Source organism: Zobellia uliginosa, from assembly GCF_900156625.1.
Classification (GTDB): Bacteria; Bacteroidota; Bacteroidia; order Flavobacteriales; family Flavobacteriaceae; genus Zobellia; species Zobellia uliginosa.
Genome location: NZ_FTOB01000003.1, coordinates 802228 through 818720 on the forward strand (window position 1 = coordinate 802228; position 16493 = coordinate 818720).

At 44.2% G+C, this 16493-nt stretch carries 18 protein-coding genes; 5 read left to right on the forward strand and 13 right to left on the reverse strand.

The features are described from left to right. Nucleotides 1-327 precede the first annotated feature (327 nt). Nucleotides 328-1131, reverse strand: coding sequence for a hypothetical protein (locus BW980_RS12070; RefSeq protein WP_139327668.1), 804 nt, complete (start codon nt 1129-1131; stop codon nt 328-330). Between the two features lie 204 nt (nt 1132-1335). Between BW980_RS12070 and BW980_RS12075 the strand changes: the two genes are divergently transcribed. Next, a complete protein-coding gene (locus BW980_RS12075; protein ID WP_245800039.1) occupies nt 1336-1962 on the forward strand; it encodes a GntR family transcriptional regulator in 627 nt (208 codons plus the stop codon). Between the two features lie 270 nt (nt 1963-2232). Beyond that, complete coding sequence (locus tag BW980_RS22575; protein WP_175609887.1) at nt 2233-2376, forward strand: hypothetical protein; 144 nt, start codon at nt 2233-2235, stop codon at nt 2374-2376. A 6-nt stretch (nt 2377-2382) separates the two neighbouring features. Here BW980_RS22575 and BW980_RS12080 read toward each other — a convergent pair whose 3' ends face one another. The 8 genes from BW980_RS12080 to BW980_RS12115 form a co-directional block, all read right to left on the reverse strand. After that, complete coding sequence (locus tag BW980_RS12080) at nt 2383-3066, reverse strand: haloacid dehalogenase type II (RefSeq protein WP_076455459.1); 684 nt, start codon at nt 3064-3066, stop codon at nt 2383-2385. Between the two features lie 12 nt (nt 3067-3078). After that, entirely contained in the window at nt 3079-3345 is a 267-nt protein-coding gene (locus BW980_RS12085; RefSeq protein ID WP_076455460.1) for a protealysin inhibitor emfourin, read from the reverse strand. Continuing rightward, entirely contained in the window at nt 3345-4361 is a 1017-nt protein-coding gene (locus tag BW980_RS12090; protein WP_076455461.1) for a M4 family metallopeptidase, read from the reverse strand. Before BW980_RS12090 ends, BW980_RS12085 begins: the two co-directional genes overlap by 1 nt. Before the next feature lie 102 nt (nt 4362-4463). Further along, nucleotides 4464-5549 (reverse strand): amidohydrolase family protein, encoded by a 1086-nt coding sequence (locus tag BW980_RS12095; RefSeq protein WP_076455462.1) that lies wholly within the window; start codon nt 5547-5549, stop codon nt 4464-4466. Beyond that, a complete protein-coding gene (locus BW980_RS12100) occupies nt 5533-6147 on the reverse strand; it encodes a nucleotidyltransferase family protein (RefSeq protein ID WP_076455463.1) in 615 nt (204 codons plus the stop codon). Before BW980_RS12100 ends, BW980_RS12095 begins: the two co-directional genes overlap by 17 nt. Beyond that, on the reverse strand, nt 6147-7157 hold the full coding sequence (locus BW980_RS12105; protein WP_076455464.1) for an XdhC family protein: 1011 nt from the start codon (nt 7155-7157) through the stop codon (nt 6147-6149). The genes BW980_RS12100 and BW980_RS12105 overlap by 1 nt, the downstream gene beginning before the upstream one ends. Before the next feature lie 59 nt (nt 7158-7216). Then, nucleotides 7217-9445, reverse strand: coding sequence for a xanthine dehydrogenase family protein molybdopterin-binding subunit (locus BW980_RS12110; protein ID WP_076455465.1), 2229 nt, complete (start codon nt 9443-9445; stop codon nt 7217-7219). Between the two features lie 61 nt (nt 9446-9506). Further along, nucleotides 9507-9968: a (2Fe-2S)-binding protein gene (locus BW980_RS12115; protein WP_076455466.1), complete on the reverse strand. Its 462-nt coding sequence runs from the start codon at nt 9966-9968 to the stop codon at nt 9507-9509. Between the two features lie 301 nt (nt 9969-10269). Between BW980_RS12115 and BW980_RS12120 the strand changes: the two genes are divergently transcribed. The 3 genes from BW980_RS12120 to BW980_RS22580 all read left to right on the forward strand — a co-directional run bounded on the left by BW980_RS12120 (nt 10270) and on the right by BW980_RS22580 (nt 12808). Further along, entirely contained in the window at nt 10270-11355 is a 1086-nt protein-coding gene (locus tag BW980_RS12120; protein ID WP_076455467.1) for a vWA domain-containing protein, read from the forward strand. A gap of 224 nt (nt 11356-11579) precedes the next feature. Beyond that, a complete protein-coding gene (locus tag BW980_RS12125) occupies nt 11580-12407 on the forward strand; it encodes an OmpA/MotB family protein (RefSeq protein WP_013995497.1) in 828 nt (275 codons plus the stop codon). 224 nt (nt 12408-12631) lie between these two features. Further along, nucleotides 12632-12808 (forward strand): hypothetical protein, encoded by a 177-nt coding sequence (locus BW980_RS22580; protein ID WP_158499753.1) that lies wholly within the window; start codon nt 12632-12634, stop codon nt 12806-12808. Nucleotides 12809-12821: 13 nt separating this feature from the next. Here the strand turns inward: BW980_RS22580 and BW980_RS12135 are convergent, their stop codons facing one another. The 4 genes from BW980_RS12135 to BW980_RS12150 are packed head-to-tail and all read right to left on the reverse strand — an operon-like array spanning nt 12822 to nt 16401. After that, nucleotides 12822-14288: a M14 family metallopeptidase gene (locus BW980_RS12135; RefSeq protein WP_076455468.1), complete on the reverse strand. Its 1467-nt coding sequence runs from the start codon at nt 14286-14288 to the stop codon at nt 12822-12824. Continuing rightward, nucleotides 14285-14983: an N-acetylmuramoyl-L-alanine amidase gene (locus BW980_RS12140; RefSeq protein WP_076455469.1), complete on the reverse strand. Its 699-nt coding sequence runs from the start codon at nt 14981-14983 to the stop codon at nt 14285-14287. The genes BW980_RS12135 and BW980_RS12140 overlap by 4 nt, the downstream gene beginning before the upstream one ends. Next, on the reverse strand, nt 14980-15408 hold the full coding sequence (locus tag BW980_RS12145) for a 3D domain-containing protein (RefSeq protein WP_076455470.1): 429 nt from the start codon (nt 15406-15408) through the stop codon (nt 14980-14982). The genes BW980_RS12140 and BW980_RS12145 overlap by 4 nt, the downstream gene beginning before the upstream one ends. A 33-nt stretch (nt 15409-15441) precedes the next feature. Beyond that, nucleotides 15442-16401: a 2-hydroxyacid dehydrogenase gene (locus tag BW980_RS12150; protein ID WP_076455471.1), complete on the reverse strand. Its 960-nt coding sequence runs from the start codon at nt 16399-16401 to the stop codon at nt 15442-15444. Between the last annotated feature and the right edge of the window lie 92 nt (nt 16402-16493).

Consider the following 16493-nt stretch of genomic DNA (forward strand, 5'->3'; position numbering starts at 1 on the left):
GGTTGTACGTAAAATTATTCTACAAATAGAAATGGTATTTTCATTCTGGTTTTCTCATGAATGAAAACTAAGGGGCCATATTTGCTGGGAAAGAGGTCAAAACCCGAAAGCCTTGGCTTAAGATTCGTTCATTGTAATGGATAAAAAGGACTCCTTTCCGGGGTTGTGGGGTTTTGTGGTTTTCCAAAAGGGATAAAAGCAACTTTAGTTCCCTTTGTATATATCTTTTAGCTACATCCTTAATTGGGTTTTGTTTCCATAGGGAAGCAAAAGAAAAGCCCTTATCCGAAAAAGATAAGGGCTTTTTTATAGCTCTATTTGTGAGTATTAATCTTTTAATGAAATGGTTTCCTTGGTACCATCGGGATAAATGAGTTCACCTACATCATCACATTCACCGTTACCGAAATCAACATCTACGGTCAATCCATTTTTTGTTAGCTCCATAAGACCTTTTCCTATGTAATCACATCCAAACTCGGCTTCAAGGTCAGAGGTGATATTAACGGAATAGGTATTGCCATCGGCTTTTACGACCCATTCCCCATCAATTGTAAGTTTTCCGGTTCCGAATTCCTCTCCCAATATGATGGTGGATATCTTGTTTCCTTTTTCGCTAATTACAGAATCGTCGGCCAGGGTCAATGACATATCGCTCACCACATTGAATACAATTGTATTTTCTTCCTCGGCATCAAGGGAGATACTTCGGGTACCATCTAATTCGATGTCACCGACAATCAAATTATCATAGCTTACGCTATAGGTATAGGAGTCGTCTTGTCCGCCATAGGTTACGGTCAATGAACCACTAAGCACTTCCCCGTCGTCTTCAACCTTACATTGGTCAAAGGAGACCGTAAAGCCTGTGTTGGTATACTCGGCTTCATAGCAGCTGTTGTCTTTGGCCGATTTTCCCGATTGGCGATTCGTAAAAAGGTCTTGTATCACGGTATCCGCAGCGCTGGTCATTTGATCGGTTTCCAGAACGGTCTTGATTTCGGTCTGATCTACCTTTTGGTCTTGTTCGTCATTTAGTGTGCCTTCATCATCATTAGAACAACTAAAGGCCAAAAAGGCAACGGCGCCATATAAGGCGAAAGGTTTCATTTTATTGAATAAATAACTCATGTTCATAATTTTTGGGTTACGCACTAAAAACGCAATCTTCTGTGTTTTAGTATGATTCCGGCCGTTTTTCAGATGAAAGGCCAAAAAAATAGTGTCAACTGTATCCTTCATTAGTTTTAACGGAAGCTGGGAATCGAAGCCTGTATTTATTCTTAGTAAAATAATTGAAAAATCGTATACGATTCCTATATTTACGGAATGGGAATGAGCATTATACTACGTGATAAGGTAAGGGAACATCTTTTAAGGCAAATGCAAAAGGGCCACTTGCAGCCCGGACAAGGGATCAACCTGGCCGCCTTGGCGCGAAAACTCAAGGTGAGCGTAACCCCTATTCGCGAGGCCTTGACCCAATTACAGCAATCGCATATCGTACGGGCCATTCCCAACCGCGGATTCGTAATTGCGGCCGTAAACCCCGAAGAGGCCAAGAACCTTTACGAGCTGGTTGCCCATTTGGAAGTTCTTGCCTTGGAAGAGTCGACCTTTGACGAAGCCGCAATTTCCAAACTCAAAAAGCAAAGGGACCTTATCGCCAAGGCCGAGAATGCCCTAGAGCGGGTCAATGCCTATATGGAATTTCATCGCCTGCTTACTTCGAACTATAAAAATCCCGTGTTTCAACAAATACTCAAGGACCTCAAAACCCGTGTTTTTTTCTACGAACGCGCCTTTATGTCTAACGATTCCTTTCACTACAATTCCAACGACCAGCACGACGCCATAATTTCGGCTATTGAGGACGATAATATTCCCTCGGCCGCACTGGTTCTAAAAATGAATTGGATGCTCATAAAAAGCTATATCGAAAAGCAGCTTGTGGTGTTGTAGATTCTTCAACAAAAATTAGTAAACCCTTGGTTTTTTTGCAGTGATTTTGTGCTCTTGCGTCATTATTCGTATCGATATCGCACAAAATGTTGCGTACCTTTATGTTGTTCATTTTCAATGCTTCGGTTAAATAATCACAAAGTTTTTGTAAAATGAATTACGGATCGAAAATACAGATATACATTTGATCTATAATTCGATTGAAAAACGAAAAACAAGACAACAATTTTTAAACAAAGGCGTTTTAACGATACCTAAAAAAACAATAAGATGGGTTACTTATCTCCACAAATCGAAGTTTTGGCCAAAAAGAAAAAACGAGAAGAAAAATCATTGGTAAAGAAGGAATACTCTTGCGGTATTTTTCAAGACTACGGTGATTTGAACCAAGATACCGAACGTATAAAGAACTAGTAGCTACTAGTTTTTTAACAGGGTTCGGGCTACTTCCAAAACAGTTTTCGCCTCTAGGTCCGGTGTGCCGTCCAAGGGATAGACGGCGTGCCCCTCACGGCCAACGAAAGCGGTTTGTAAGCCTGCCCTTTTGGCCCCCAAAATATCCCATCCGTGGGCAGCGACCATCATGGTGCTTTCTGCCGGGACCTTCATGGTCTCGAGAACCGCCTTATAAGGGGCGGCCCCAGGTTTGTAACGCCTTACGACTTCCACAGAAACAATAGCGTCAAAATAATCGGCAAGACCCGCAAATTGCAATTGTGCGTTTAAAAGTTTTCCGTTGCTATTTGATAAGGCCGCGAGTTTGATATGGGCCTCTTTCAACATTTTCAAGCCTTCCTTTACATCTTCGTGCGCAGGCAAGTTCTTTATATTTTCCAGAATGGCATCCAAGCGATTTTCCGATAAGTTTTTACCGAATTTCTGCAGGGTCATCTTAAGGGTGGCTTTCCCAATAGTGCCGAAATCTACATAGTTTCCAGTTAAAGTTTCACTTAAGGAATAATGCAGTAAAGTTCTAAACCACAACGAAAAGGCATATTCGGAGTTTAGGGATGTGTTGATAGCATTTTCCAGAGGCCCCATATCTAAAAGGGTCTCGTTTACATCGAAAATTACTAGCTCGGGTTGCTCTATTTTTGCCGACATTTTAGCTGCAGTTCAGTGGCTTTTTTTTTGAACATCGGTAATAAAACGGCGAAGATTCTCGGGAAGGTTCGATTCGTTGAATTGTGACTCGTAGACTTCCTTGCCATCGCTGAACTTTACCGTGTAGGTAAATCCGTCCCTTAAATGGCTATGGTCTTCGTGTGTAACACTGAGGGCTTCGAGCATGTTCTTTTCCACTTCTTTATCGAGTTTCAATTCCCCTTCAAATTGTTTGGGAATACCCGTAAAACCTCCTTCTATGTTGATCTGATATTTCATTAGGCTACAATTGGGGTTAGACCTACTTGTGAAAAGCTATTACCTATAGCTTCAATTGCCTTTTCGGACACCTTGTTTTCCGAGATAAGTTCTTCTGCGGTACGGATCAAGGTTTCTACCATATCGTTAAAATCGGCCGTGCGCCAGAGCGATTTTAAGGTTTCGAACCATATCAGGGCACAGTCGTCTATACCGATTTCAAGACAGCAGAGATAAAAGGCCTTGTTGGGAATGCCCGAATTGATATGTACACCCTGGTTGTCTCCACTTCCATTATAGTAGTTGTCCATATGGTCGGGCTGGGTATCGAAATCGTTGGCCGTTCCCGGAGCCTTCATAGAGCGGATGGCAAGGCCGGGAAATCCCTCAGTAACCACACTGTCCCCGATAAGCCAATCGGCCTCTGAAATATCTTGCTTCAGGTATTTCTGTTTAATGATGGTGCCAAATACATCGGAAAAATGTTCATTGAGTGCCCCGGGCTGGCTTTGGTATTCCAAATTGGCCAAAAATTGTGTCACTCCATGGGTCAGTTCATGGGCCACAACATCAATGGCGCTGGCAAAATCGGTAAATTCCTTACCGTCTCCATCACCATAGGTCATTTCGTCGCCGTCCCAATAGGCATTGTTATAGCCCTCGCCATAATGAACGTTGGAAATAATGTCCAGACCGTTCCCATCAATGGAATTGAGGCCAAAAGTGTCTTTGAAATAATCACGAACAAAACCTGATGTCTCATAGGCCTTATTTACACTTGAGTCTGCTACGGCTTCCTGTCCCTCTTTGCGCACGAGTTCCAGACGTTGTTCGAATTGGTTCTTAGAGTCGTAGATAAAGCGCTCGCCCTTCCCCTCTTCCGGCTTGCGCAATAAGAGATTGTTAAGGCTGTTCCTTCTTCGTTCCGCAATCCTACCCGTATCGTTCAAAGCTCTCTTACAGCTGTTGTTGCCGTGTTTGGCCAGTTTTTCGAGCAAATAGGGAGGTACAATATAGCATTGGGCATGGGTACACATAAAAAAATGGGGTTTCTGATTTACGATGTAATTTCGTACGTTTTCAGCTTACCTCCAAAAATTAAGCGTTAAGTTTTTCCCTTAAACAGGAAATGAAAAAGTTTATTCTTTGGGGAACAAATTTTTATCCAAGCCCGGTACCAGGGCGAGGGCATTCTTATAATACACCTTCTTCAACACCTCGTCGGGAAGATCGAGTCCGTACATAGCCCAAAAGGCGTGGTATTTTTTATAATAGGGAAAATATTCGTCATTCGATTCCAAGACCCTAAAATAGGTAGGGAACTCCTCGGGTTTCCAGCTGTCTTTCCCGAATAGGATACGGTCTTGATACTTGATGAAAAATTGCCGTGCGTTTTGCGGCTGTCGCCCCAGTTCGGCGATTACCGCGGCTATACCCACATACATATTGGGGATTTCATCGAGAAAGCGGCCCAATTGTTCTAAGTTATTGGCATACCAACCCATATGGGCATTGATAAACTTTGTATTCGGGTGTTTTTTGAACATGCGGTGCTGTTCGTCTATAATCTGCTGCCAAGGAGCCGGATCGGTATCGCTCCGTTTCCTACGGGGATGGGTCTTTAGTTCCAACCAGCGCTCGTTGTCGGCATCCATAGCGTCCCAAAAGGATTTTGGGTCGGCGGAATGTATCAACACAGGCACCCCCAGTTCGCCGCATTTGGCCCAAATGGGATCAAGACGTTCATCGTCTACCGCCAGCCGCTTTCCTTCATGATCTACGTTTCGTAATCCCAGACTCTTAAAGACTTTTAGGCCCTTGGCCCCATTTTTAATATCGGCTTCCAACTGGGCCACGGCCTTTTCCGTCCAGCCCGGCTTTCCTGCCCCATCAAAGTCGACGTTGGCAAATACCACGAATCGATTCGGATAGTTTTGGGCTATGTTATCTACGCTTTCGGCCAAGCCACTGCCCGAACCTCCGCTTAGGTTGACCATAACGGCCTCGTTGAGGGCATCCATATCGGCTACCAAGCTTTTCAGGCGCGAAGCCCCCATGTTTCGCTGGTGGCTGTGAATGTCGACAAAGGGATATTTTGCCTTGCTTATTTTATGCCCGGGAACCACTAAGGTAGATTTGGGGTTGTAGTCTTCAAAACTCATTTCTTGAGCCCATAGACCCGTGCAGGCCAAGAGCAAAAATGCGATGCTAGTGTTCAGTTTCATTTTTATGCTTTAGTCGTTCGTAATCTTCGCTCGTATCGATATCAATAATGTTCTGTCCCGCAGAAAGCCTAATAACTTGGTTTTCTTCTTCTTGCAAGAGCTGCTTGGCTCCAAAATCCTTATTCAATTTTAAGAGGGCCTCAAAATACGGCTTGGGAAAAAGTGCGGGTACCCCTGCCCTATGCTTATACGTCGTGGCGATAATTTTGTCCTTATGCCGTATGGAATGATCGATCAAGAGATTGAGGTAGCTTTCTTTGATCAAAGGTTGGTCGGCCAGCATGATCAATATACCCTCGATGTCCTTGTCCGAAGCCATCAAGGATGCCGCTCCGTGTGCTATGGAACTCCCCATTCCCGATTCCCAGGCCGTATTTTCCGTAAAGGCAAAGGCTTCTGTTGTCTCGGTGCGTATCTTTTTGGCATTCGCCCCTAAAACCGTCAGTGCCCGTATGGCCTTCGACGCTTTTGCGGTGCGTATGGCGTGGCCCAAGAGCGTAGTGTCGTGCCAAGGAAGTAGCTGTTTCGGTTTTCCCATACGTGAAGATGATCCTGCGGCCAAAATCAATATTGCAATACGATGTGGAGCACTTTTCATTAGGTATGTATTCTTCCTAATTTGTTTTTGAGCATGATGGCTTCCTTACCCCGGGTTACAGATAGTATTTCCGATAGAATGGCCAGGGCGATTTCTTGTGCCGTTTCCGCTCCTATATCTAGACCGGCAGGACCATGTATCGTATCAAAAAAGGTATCCGATACTTCGGGGTAATGCTCTATAAACTCGTTCAATAGTTTCTCCCTTCGCTTGGCCGGACCGAGCAATCCCAAGTATACGGGTTTCGATTCCCTTATCGCTAACAAATACTTTAGGTCGCGAACGTAACTATGTGTCATTAAAACGATTGCGGTTTGTTCGTCGATAGTATCGAGGGATAGCATTTCGGGTTCCTCGCTAAGAAAAAGGTCGGCCCCGGGAAAATCGTTGATGTTCTTTTCCTCCGCTGCGGAAGCTACGATAGTCACTTCCCAGCCCGTTAAGGAAGCAAGGGAACACAATTGTACCGCATCGTGTTCCGCACCGATAATAATCAGTTTAAAACAGGGATCCATTTGTTGCTCGAATACAGGGAGGTCATCGGATGGGGCAACCTTGGGCCTTAGCCCAATTCTATTTTTTCCGAAAACAAAGAACGAAGCCAAGGCTGCATGGCTTCCTTCCTTTTTCTTGTAGAAAGAACGAATGGTAAACTGTTCCCTATGCCTTACGGACAGCTCAAAGGCCTCGATCAAAGATGTACTTGGGGCGAAAGGTTCTATTAAAATATAGAGAATGCCTTCACAGCCCAATCGGTAACGACCATCATAGATCATCATTTTGGCTACCTCGTCATTAAAAACGCCATGGGCCTGTCTAAAGATTTCCTTTTCGACACAGCCACCACTGACCGCCCCGACCATTTTACCGTCTTCACGTATGAGCATACGTACTCCTGGTCGGCGATATGAAGAGCCTTCTAAAGCAACGACCGTCGCGAGGACGGTCTTTTGCTTCTTTTCTTTGGCGAGCTTATAGGCCCTGATAATGTTTTTTAGTTCATGCGTCATACAAATCGGAATCGCTTAAGTACAATCGGTCTTACATAATAGGAACGCTCCTCTGAGGGCTATCCCAGTATTTCTTCTTGTTTGGCTTGCCACAACTCTTCCTGCTCTATAAAAGGTTGTTTGTAGACCCGCTTGCCGGTGGCCGCTTTTAGGGCGTTGGCTACCGCACCACCTGCCGGTGGCAAAGTGGGTTCGCCCAAACCGGTAGGCGATAGTTCGTTTTGTACCAGGTAGGTTTCTACGGCGGCCGCATCTTTCATTCGGCCCAAACGGTACTTGTCAAAATTCTTTGCGGTAGGCTGGCCGTTTTCGAAACCGAAACTACCGTACATACTGTGTCCGATACCGTCTACGATACCTCCCTCTATTTGGTTCAGGGCACCCAAAGGATTGATGACAATGCCACAATCGACCACACAGGTTACCTTTTTGACCACGGGAAGGCCTTTTTCAATAACCACATCGGCTACTTCCGCCACATGGGTATTATGGCAATAATAGGCAACAAAGCCTTGATATGTTCCTTGGGGCTGTTTTCCCCAGCCGGACTTATCGACGGCCATTTTTATCACATTTTGCATACGTTCCGGGGAATATTGTATCCGCTCGTCCGTAGTGCCTTTTACTTTTTCCAATAAATCTAAGCGTAGTTTGATCTTGTCCACTTCCATTGCTTCGGCAAGTTCATCAAAGAAGCTCTGTTCGGCATAGGCCAAGAAATTGGTATACGGCGCACGCCATGCTCCCGTAGTAATATTGCTTTTATAGTTGGCCACGTCGACCTGGTAGTTTTCAACCGCACCGGCCGGAAAGAAATTCGGGATCAATCCGTACATGTTTCCGTTGATGGCGGCCTCCTTTAGCTGGTAGCCTGTTAATTGTCCATCCTTGATGGCCGCTTTGATCCTGTATTTTATGGAAGGCCTATATACCCCGGTAGACATATCGTCTTCACGGGAAGATACCATTTTTACGGGCTTTCTGATAGCATCACTGATCTCTGCCGCTTCATAAACGAAGTCCCCATACAGCCTTCTTCCAAAACCACCGCCCATACGGGTCATTTCCAAATGGATATCGGCCACATCGCGCCCTAAAAGTTCGGCGACGGTATTTGCTGCATCTTCAGGGGTTTGCACCGGTCCTACCAAATGAATTTTCTCATCGGTTACATGGGCGAAAAAATTCATGGGTTCCATACAGTTGTGCGGAAGGAAGGGAGATTCGTAGGTACGCTCCAATACTTTATCGGCCTGGGCGAATGCCTTGTTGACATCGCCATCCTTTCTCATGGTTACAAAATCTTTACCATCTAAAAGGGCATTGAGCTTTTCGTCATGAAACTCGGTACTTTCAAGAGGGCTTGCATCGGACCAAGTGGCCTTGATGGCTTTTTTACCCTTGAAGGCATCCCAAGTTGTCTTTGCCAAAACGACCACCTTTCCACTCCCGCTTAATTGGGCGGTCCAGTTTACTTTGTCCTTTTCCAACAAAGCCTTGGCCTTATCACCAATTTGAATGACGTCGATTACCCCAGGTATGGCTTTGGCCTCTGTGGCATCAAAGGAAACCAATTCCTGTCCGAATGCCGGTGGCCTGAGTACAGTGGCATAGACCATGCCCTCTACCTTATAATCCATACCGTACAAAGGCTGTCCGGTAATAATTTTATCGATATCGACATTGCGTTGATCGGTGCCTATTATTTTATAGTCCTTGGGTTCTTTTAAGGTAACGTTTTCAGGAACCTCCAAAGCTGCTGCCTCTTCGACCACATCGCCATAACTTAGGGTTTCCCCGACCTTATTCGTAATGACTCCTTCGCTAACGGACAATTCTGAAGCATCTACCCCCCAACGTGCCGCTGCGGCGTTCACCAACATCTGCTTGGCGGTAGCCCCTGTTTGGCGTAAGGCATCCCACCCGAAGCGAATGGACTGGCTGCCCCCTGCGATTTGTCTGGTGTAATTTTTTGTATCGAGTACGCCTTGTTGAACATATACATTGTCCCAAGCCACATCTAGTTCTTCGGCAATGATCATGGGCATAGCCGTTTTTACCCCTTGTCCGATTTCAGGATTGGGCGAAAAAATGGTCACTGCCCCATTTTTGGCAATTTTTATAAAGGCATTGAAATCGTTGTAATTTAAATCCGCTAAATCGACCGGAGGTTTAACATCCGATTTGCAAGCGGTAAAAAGATTGAAGCCTATCAGGAGTCCCCCGCTCGCTAACGACGAGGTGCGTAAAAAGTTTCTTCGACTAAAAGGTATGGATGGTGTTGACATGAGCTGTAAATTATAGAATTAAAGCTTTTTTTGGTAATCAAAAGCCTAATGGTATGTTTTGTTAAGCCATTTTTTCGGCCGCTACGCCCACCGCTTTCTTTATACGGTTATATGCGGAACATCTACAAATGTTACCGTTCATGGCATCGGAAATTTCTTCTTCCGTAGGGCTGGGGTTCTTTGCCAAAAAAGCCGAGGCGGTCATCATTTGACCTGCCTGACAGTATCCGCATTGGGGTACGTCAACTTCTTTCCAAGCCTGTTGTACGGGGTGCGAACCGTCTTCTGAAAGCCCTTCGATAGTAGTAATCGACATGCCTGCGGCCGACGCCACGGGCAAAGAACAACTTCTGGTGGCATTGCCTTCCACATGTACCGTACAGGCGCCGCATTGGGCTATTCCGCAACCAAATTTAGTGCCGACCATGTTTAAATGGTCTCTCAAGACCCATAATAGCGGAGTGTCTTCACTTGCCTCTACCGTGTGTTCTTTTCCGTTAACCGTTAGTTGATACGTTGGCATAAATATCGTTTTAGTTTAATGTTTTGTATAAGAGTTATACAAGGTATTAAAAAATTAAGATTTCTTTTTGGTTTTAACAATTTCTTTGGTGTTACAGCAGGCAATGCGCTTCGATGTAAAATGAAGAAAACCGAGGCCATCCCCCGTAAAAATAATTCTTAAAAATTAGTGAACTAATTTCGAAATATCCATTTCAAGCCTTAATTTTAGGGCCTTAACAATCTTTAACATATTTTTTCAACTTCACAATACTTTAAAACTAAAATCAACGTTGTGATGGTTGAACGTAAAATCCACGAAAATGAATTCCTCCTCAAAACTACTTTTGTTTTTTTTCTCCATTATTCTATTTGCTTCTTGCGGAAATGCCGATGACGATGTGAACTATGCCTTAAATACAGGTGATGGACTAGGAAAAGGGCAACCCGTTGACAAATGTTTGGATCTAGGTGACAACGAACTCGTCCTTTCCATACAAGACCAATATACTACCGCCCCCGGTAAGGTTTCTATTTTCTTTAAAGTATCGAATAGTGAAGGGAGTCCTGTTTCAGGATTGACCGCTGACCAGTTTACGATTTACGAACAAGGAAGAAACGACGATTGTTTCAATACCATTTCCCCTTCGGAATCGCAAGCCCGTATTTCTCCCAATGAGCAAATATTTTCGAGCAACACCCTTTTAATACTCGATTTAAGTAATAGTGTATTGAGCGAGAGTGTCGATGAACTAAAAGCGGCGAGTATCAGTTTTATCGATGCCGTAATGCCGGCTACCTCACAAGAGTCATATAAAATGGCGATTTATTGGTTTGATGGGGAAGACATATTACATGAACTAACTCCTTTGACTTCCGACAAATCGGACTTGACCGCTGCAATCGAGACGATTAACAAGGATATCAGTAGCGATGTGTCAACCGACCTTTACGGTGCTGTCATTAAAGCTACCGATAAAGCGAGCGACCTTTTGAAGGATAGTACAAAAGGCGATAAGATCGGTGCTGCTTCCGTAGTAATCTTTACCGATGGTACCGACCAGGCTTCACGCTATGCTAAAGATGCCGCACAGAAAAAAGTAGATACGGCCGATCCGAACATTTCCTTCTTTACCATAGGTTTGGGAAGCGAGATCGATACACAGGTCTTGAGCGACCTCGGAAAGAACTCTAGTGAATTTGCTGCCAATAAAGACGAATTGGAAGATACTTTCAATAGGATTTCTGAAATCGTTTCCGAGCGGGCCAACAGTTTTTACCTCTTCGAGTACTGCAGCCCTAAAAGGGGTGGTGACAACAATTTGGCCATTCAAGTAAAAAATGGCAGTTTACAAGGTGCCGTTCAGACCAAATTTAGCGCAGAAGGCTTTACAGGAGGCTGTGAATAATCGCCAATCTCGATAAAACAGTAAAAAAGACGCCCATTTTAGGCGTCTTTTTTTTTGCTTTTTTACAAAAGCCTTAATCCTTCAATAACAAAGGGTTGCGCCGCCTTTTATCGGGTTTATCCACCCCTTCGTCTAGAATGTTGCCCCCCGGTAAAGATCCAATTGCGGACCTATTCCGTATTATAGTAGTGAATCAATATACTTTTATATCAAAACGTTTTAAAATGAAAAAATCGATTATCCTAAGTACGCTTGCCGTTACCCTAATGGCATCTTGTGTTTCTAAGAAAAAATACGTTGCTCTTGAAAACAACTTGTCAGAAACGCAAAGCGCATTGACAAAGACCCAAGTTGAAAAGGAAGAACTTGAAGGTAAAATGTCTAAGATAGAAGCTCGTGTAACCGAGTATAACGAAAAGATCAATTCTTTAAAGGAAATCAACGATAGTCAAATGACTTCTGTTGACGATGTTGCCGTAATGAGCAACAACACCAAAGCGAAGATGAGATCAACACTTGCCAAAGTGGATCCCGCTAAACTTGCCGAAGCAAAAACTTTGCAAGATTCAATGAACTTGGCCATTTCTTACAACCTTAAGAAATCTATCTCAGACGACGACGACGATGTAGATGTGAACATCGACAAGACCGTTGTTATGATCAACATTTCCGATAAGCTTCTTTTTAACAGTGGTAGCTACCGCGTGAGCAGCAAAGCCAACAAGATTCTTGAAAAATTGGCACAGGTAATCAACTCTGAGCCAAGCATGGAAGTTATGGTCGAAGGTCACACCGATTCAAGAAGCATCAGCACTGAAATGTTCCGTGATAACTGGGACTTGAGCGTTAAGCGTGCTACCAGTGTCGTTCAGATCCTTCAGAACAAGTACAATGTTGATCCTACTAAAATGATCGCTGCCGGTAGAAGTAGCTATTTACCTTTGGTAGATAACGACACTAAAGAAAACCGTGCGAAGAACAGACGTACTAAAATCGTTATCATTCCGAACTTGAACAAGTTTTTCGCCCTTTTGGATGCGGAAACCCTATAAAGCATAGTTGTATTTGCCGGCGTTTCGTCCCGGCCATTGCACAACAGTTAAAAAGGAAGAACTTACCGTTCTTCCTTTTTTTGTGCGATTCAACGAATTAAAACAATATTAGGTGGGGTTTTCTTCTACTTCGCTGTTCAAAGAGAACACGAGTACCCCATATTAGAAAATGAAAACCTACATCCAGAACAAATGCTATGCTAAATGGCAAAATTTTAGAACACATGGATGTATTAACAGTTATTATTCAGAACACCGCTTTAAACGGAATGCCTAAATGGTACCAGGCCTTGACCCTTACATTGTTTGCTATCATTGCAACCTTGGCAATTTCAATGTATTTTAGAATAGCCCTTCAGGCTTCAGAGATGTCTGAAATGGCCATGAGGTTCGGTTACTAAGCGCGAACACCACTTATCGATAAATCATCGCATTCCTGAAATTCGTTTTCTTATCGGCCTCAAGGTCGATCAAGAAACCGTTGATTATGGCATGCGTGATTTTTCTATCTTTTTTTAAGAGGAAGGTAGGGTTGAGGCCGATTTCTATTGAAAACTCGGGCAACTTATACCGCTTTCCGATGATATGTATGGGGAAGGGAGAAGACAGTTTCGACGATGGAATGTTTTCTACCCGTACATAGGTGTATCCTGATTTTAACAAGGAAGTGATATCAAGGGCGGCCAGATCGTTCAATGTATTCACCAGCTTAGGATATACCTTGCCCGGAACAATGGTATGCCCCGAAGCATCAAGGGTTTCGTATCCATAATAGGTAGAGAGGTCACCTTGGTCTAGGATGCGGCTGCTGTACCAAAAATCGTTATGGTCTTTTTTGTCTACCTCTAGGCGGTTGATACCGATATCCAAGATATAGTTTTTACCCAAAAGCGGATAGGTGGCATTGGCTATTTTCAAATCAAAAAGCTTCCGGTCGTTTTCGGGTATTTCCTCGTATTCCTCCAAGGCGATATCCTTATAATTTTCCTTTGCAATGGTAGATATGGCGGAAAGGATCGAAACATAGTTCAGTTTTCTTATTTCCTGCTTCTCCACATCGTTATGATATCCTCCTGACTCTATTAAAATGGCACTTGTGCCCCACTTTTGGATATTATCGCCGAAAGCCCTTGGTTCAAAATCGTCATTGTATCGCCCAACCTGGCCCGGAGCGTATTTTTGAATAATCTTGTTCATAAAGACAATGACCTTCATGGCGTTGCCCCGTACTTCATTGATATCTTTTTCGTAATTGTATGCCGGGGCCAAGTATGAGATGGTGGCCGGTTTTTCGGTTCTTTCGGCATTGTAATAGGTACTTTGGTCATGTAGGTTGAAGCCAAAATCGGCATCTAGACTATCACGTACCCTTTTCAAGGTCTGGCCCTCGGGTGACTGTAAACGCAATGCATCACGGTTGACATCGATGCCCAAGCGGTTTCTTCGTTGAAAGACCTCTGCCCCATCAGGGTTTAACATGGGTAAAAAATGCAAGGTGCAGTTGGCCAAGATTTGCTGTTTTTCTGCAGCGAAATCATCGCTCTTGAAAAAATTAAGTATATCGAAAATAGCTTGTGTAGCGGTAGGTTCGTCACCGTGCATTTGTGACCACAAAAATACATCGGTCGGTCCCTCCCCTAGGCTGATGAGCGACAATGAACGGCCCTCGATGGACTTGCCGACTTGGGTTACCTTAAATTTAGGGTGGTTTTTGTACTGTTCGATTAAGGGTTGTAGCTCATGGTGCTTTATACGTCTTTTTTGAAGTAAGGGCTCTTTGTACGTTTCATAGGTTTCGTAAAGTTGGGTAGTCAGATCCGTTTGCTGTGCATGGGTATATAGGCAGACAAAAAGAATAAGGGCGGAAATCGGTATTCTCATGGGGTCATCGGTTTTTTTGGTATGGGGGCAAAATTAAGATTTTTGGTGGCTCGTCGAACCTTGCCCATAAAATCTTCGCCCGGGTCGGTCTTTTGGGTACGGTAGCCTTTGTCCTTTTCCAACCATAGTGGGTGGTTCTCAAAATAGGTGTATTCATAATGGCCGATCAGATAATCGATGGCATATTTGTCGGCTAGGTAATTTACCAGTTCGATATTCGATTTTAGTTGGGCCTCGGTCAAGGGCATGGCTTCGGTGCCCCCAACATTTTCTATGCCTATAGCGCAATGGTTGAGACCAATAACATGTCGGGCCATAGTAGTCTCTGGCAATAGGCGATAAATGCTACCATCGCGGTCTACCATAAACTGGGAAGAAACGTTTAATCCGCTTACATCCTTAATATCGGGCCGCCAATTGGGCAAGGTCGGAGGATTAAAGGCTTCGAAGGCTTCTTCTAAGGTGGGTATGACGGTCCAATGTAATACGATTATTCGCGGAATTATGGTCGGTGTCTCCTTTTCCATACCATAGCGGTCCCGAAGGTATTCTAGGCTTAGTTGTTTTCGGGTTTCGTCAAAGACAATGGGTTTATCTATAATTTCAGGAAGCTGTACCGTTTCCTTTACCGGCTTGCACTGCAAAAAGAGCAGGCAGCTGAAAATAGCCAGATATAGGCTGTACTTTTTGGTCATTCGTTATCGATGTTGGTTTCCCGTTTGACACGGTATTTGATCTTTAATTTTTTTCGGCCCCATTTTCTAGCTTTTGCAATATCGGTACCCATATAAATATCGATTTTGTTTCTCCAACGGCTGTGCATTTTGTCCATTACGGTATAAAACCCATCGAGGCCTTGTATTTTCACGTGGCTCCCTTGTTCCAATCCCAAGTCTAGCAGGTCTCGAGAAACCGCTATTGCCTTCATTCCGGGGAGCAAGGTGTCGCCCCAAGCAGCCACGCTTGGCTCTTGGTCCGTTTGCCAATGAACGGAATTGTAGGCCGAGACGTTCACAACCTTGGTTTTCCAAATGCAACCATCATCCTCATCCTTGTCTTTTTCAGCACAAGAATGGCACAAATAGCAGCACAATAAAAGTAGGGTGATCTTTTTGTCCATAGCCGTAAGCTTTCCCTTAAAGCTACATAATTTTCAAGATACAGGATACGGAATCGGTTCTCCTTTGTAAAAGGCAATAATGTTGCGGGCCGCAAAAACCGACATTTGACGCCGTGCCTCTAGGGTGGCCGAACCAATGTGCGGGGTTACGGCAACCTGTTCCATTGAGAGCAGCGGGTTATCGGCTTTCATGGGTTCGGGGTCGGTAACATCAAGTCCCGCCCCCCATATCTCACCGTGCCGCAAAGCCGCTATCAAATCGGTTTCGTTATGTACCTGTCCCCTTGCAGTATTTACGAAAATGGCGGACGATTTCATTTTTTTAAAGGCGTTGGCATCAAACTTGTGTTTTGTATCAGGGGTAAGTGCACAGTGTACGGAAATGATATCGCTTTGCTCCAAAAGGTCGTTAAAAGAAACTTTTTTGGCCTGTAATTCTTCCTCAGCTTCCCTATTGGTCGAACGGTTGCAGTAGCGTACTTCCATGCCGTAGGCCCCCTTACAACGGCGGGCAAATTCGAGTCCTATCCGCCCCAACCCGAAAATTCCGACTGTTTTGTTTTTTAGTTCGATTCCCAAATGGGCCTGGGGCCTAAAATGCCGCCATTCATCTTTGGCTATGGTCTTGTGCATATAGAACATCTTTCTCGATACGGCCAAGACAAGGGCAAAGGCAATATCGGCCGTTGCATCGGTCATGGAGTTTGGTGCATTGGCAATGGGAATGCCCAGGCGTTTGGCCTCTACAATATCGATGTTGTCATAGCCTGCTGCATATTGGGAAATGATTTTAAGATGCTTGTTCGCCTTTAAGAATTCGGCATCTAGTTTATAATTGTTCGTGCTTAAAAGGGCATCGTGTTGCGCTGCGGCTTTATAAAGCTCTTCTTTGGTCATCGGTAGGTCTTTGGTCCATTTGGTCACCTTCAGTCCTTCCTTTTTCAATAAATCGATCCCGGTATCGGGTATATTTAGCGGTACAAGTATTTTCATGGTAAGCAATTTATAAAATCTAATAGACGGTTGTACAAATTCATTTACTTTTACATTTTTTCTGGTGTACTTTTTATTTCAAAACTCCCGAG